The following is a 2,850-nucleotide window of genomic DNA, read 5'->3' on the forward strand; positions in this document are numbered from 1 at the left end:
CCAGCTTGCAAATGATTGTCCTTTCCTTCATTTCTCTCCTATTACGAAGATTTTAAACAGGTTCTTAGGAGCAGCTGGTTATTTCATTGTTGCAATTGGTGTTATTTGGTTTGATAAAGCTCGAGAGCGTCATTTGAGTAATTCATAGTATAAAATTTCGGGGGCAATTCGCATCAGGTGTCATGCAGGTAGCATGACACTGGGATGATGAGGAAGAAAAAGCAAATTTTGCCTTTTACGGTCAATCTATTATACTTAGTAAGACTTCAATAAACTAATGAATTATACTTTATATCTAATTAAATGCACAAGATATTAATAAGAAATAACTACAAACTTTTGGTCGGAAAAATCGAGATTAATGGCTCAAAAAATGCTGTTTTACCAATAATGGCAGCAAGTCTATTAAGTAGCTCCCCGGTAATTTTGCATAATGTACCTGATTTAATTGATGTGCATCTAATGTCTAAGTTGCTTGAAAGTCTTGGAGCAGAAGTGAACTTTATGCACAATAAAAATTATAAAGCGAACCATACTTTGAAAATTGACTGCAGCAATATCAACAATCACGTGATGCCATATAAAACCGCAAGTAAGCTAAGAACTTCTTTTCTAATATTGGGTCCAATGCTTAGCAGATTTGGCAAAGCGAGAACAGCATTTCCTGGTGGATGCAACATTGGAAAGCGTCCCGTTGATATGCATATTAAAGCATTAGAAGAAATGGGAGCTAAAATTGAAATTGACGGCTATAATATAATTGCAACAGTGAAAGGAAAGCTACAAGGAAAAGAAATCACATTTGAGAAAATAAGTGTTGGCGCAACAGAAAATGTAATAATGGCAGCAACATTTGCAGAAGGAGTGACAACAATAAACAATGCTGCAACTGAGCCGGAAGTTCTTGATTTAATAGATTTTCTGAAGAAAATGGGTGCTGATATTGAAATTGATAATACAAAGGTCATAATAACAGGAGTTGAAGCACTAAATGGATGTGTTCATAAAATAATACCAGATCGCATAGAAGCAGGCACCTATGCACTAGCTGCTATAATAACCGGTGGTAAGTTGGAGTTGGAAGGAATAAATCTATCTGATATAAGGTGTATTATAAATGAGTTGGAGACTATAGGAGCTATGGTTGAACTGTATGATGGAGGCATTGTTATTTCCAGAAAAAATGGCTCTATTAAGTCTGCTAACGTTGCGACAGATCCATACCCCAATTTTCCCAGTGATATGCAACCACAACTGATGTCTGCAATGTGCATCGCTGATGGGATATCAGTAATTGAAGAGAACATTTTTGAAAACAGATTTACACATGCAGATGAATTGAGAAAGTTAGGTGCTAATATCAGCATCGAGAAAAGCAAAGCTACTATAAGTGGAATAAAAAGCTTATCTGGAGCTAATCTATATGCTACTGACTTAAGATCAACAGCAGCTTTGGTGCTTGCTTCTTTGGTAGCCGGCGGAGAAACTATAATAAACAATTCACATCATTTATGGAGAGGATATGAAGCAATGCATGAAAAACTCAATTCATGTGGAGCTGATATCTCCATTTCGTCTTGAGGATATTTTATGAATGAAGCAACCAAACGAACTATAGTAAAAGAAATAGATGCAATCTTATATGAAGAACATAAGGTATTAGACCATGGATTTATTCGAGTAGTGGATTATATGGGCTCTGATAGCGCTATAGTTCAAGCTGCTCGTGTTTCTTATGGTAAGGGAACAAAACAGACAAGTCAGGATGAAGCACTTATAAAGTATTTAATGAGACATCATCATACAACTCCATTTGAAATGTGTGAAATTAAGTTTCACGTGAAACTTCCAATTTTTGTTGCAAGGCAATGGATAAGGCATAGAACTGCAAATGTGAATGAATATTCAGCAAGGTATTCAATACTTGATAATGAATTTTATACACCTAAACCAGAACAAGTTGCAAAACAATCTGACAATAATAAACAAGGTAGCGGGGAAGCTTTTGATCCAGATACCTCAAAGGAAATAATAGATTCTCTAACAAATGACTCTAATTTAGTATATTCTCATTATGAAAAATTTATTGAGCAGGGGCTTGCAAGAGAAATTGCCAGAACTAACCTAATGCTTAATTACTACACGCAATTTTATTGGAAAATAGATCTGCATAATCTCCTTCATTTTTTGAAGCTTAGAGCTGATAAGCATGCCCAATATGAAATCAGAGTTTATGCAGAAGTTATGCTGGATATAACAAAAAAATGGGTTCCACTGGCCTACAATGCCTTTGTTGAATATTGCCTAGAATCAGCCTGTATTTCAAGAACTGGTCTAGAAATAATTCGCAAATTAATTAAAGGGGAAAACGTTACTAGAGAAGAAAGTAATATTGGTAAAAGAGAATGGGGCGAGCTGATGTCTACACTTGATAAACAATCTTAAAGATAAAGGCATACGTGTCAATCTCCTCTGTCAGTTAACTCTCGTTCACCAGATTGAATCTTGCTTTTTACATCACATTAACTCATCACTTTTATAGAACATCCCATTAAAATCATTTAGAGTTCCAAAATCCTGACCCTTGATAAACAGGTGATCATTAGCAACATGTGCTTCATCAAGAGTAAACAGCTCGTAATGATGATTGTGAGCGGGCCTAACAATTTCATTATATAAAACCATTACTTGTTCGTAGTTATATCCATCGCCAGCATGATATTTACCACGTACGGTATCATAAAAATTCTTTACATCATCATATGTCACTTGCAGCTCCACCTTAGAACCTGTTTAAAATCTTCGTAATAGGAGAGAAATGAAGGAAAGGACAATCATTTGCAAGCTGGT

At 35.4% G+C, this 2,850-nt stretch carries 2 protein-coding genes and 1 pseudogene; 2 read left to right on the forward strand and 1 reads right to left on the reverse strand.

Annotated elements, in window-relative coordinates:
• The first annotated feature begins 303 nt into the window (after positions 1–303).
• Both murA and thyX read left to right on the forward strand, forming a co-directional pair.
• A complete protein-coding gene (murA, locus tag OZD61_RS02930; protein ID WP_274979784.1) occupies positions 304–1,581 on the forward strand; it encodes a UDP-N-acetylglucosamine 1-carboxyvinyltransferase in 1,278 nt (425 codons plus the stop codon).
• A 9-nt stretch (positions 1,582–1,590) separates the two neighbouring features.
• On the forward strand, positions 1,591–2,445 hold the full coding sequence (gene thyX, locus OZD61_RS02935; protein WP_274979785.1) for an FAD-dependent thymidylate synthase: 855 nt from the start codon (positions 1,591–1,593) through the stop codon (positions 2,443–2,445).
• A gap of 72 nt (positions 2,446–2,517) precedes the next feature.
• Here the strand turns inward: thyX and OZD61_RS02940 are convergent.
• Positions 2,518–2,784: pseudogene (locus OZD61_RS02940) on the reverse strand (hypothetical protein); the annotation flags it as partial.
• Positions 2,785–2,850 lie beyond the last annotated feature (66 nt).

This window comes from Wolbachia endosymbiont of Drosophila bocki (assembly GCF_028982005.1).
In the GTDB taxonomy this organism is placed as follows: domain Bacteria; phylum Pseudomonadota; class Alphaproteobacteria; order Rickettsiales; family Anaplasmataceae; genus Wolbachia; species Wolbachia pipientis.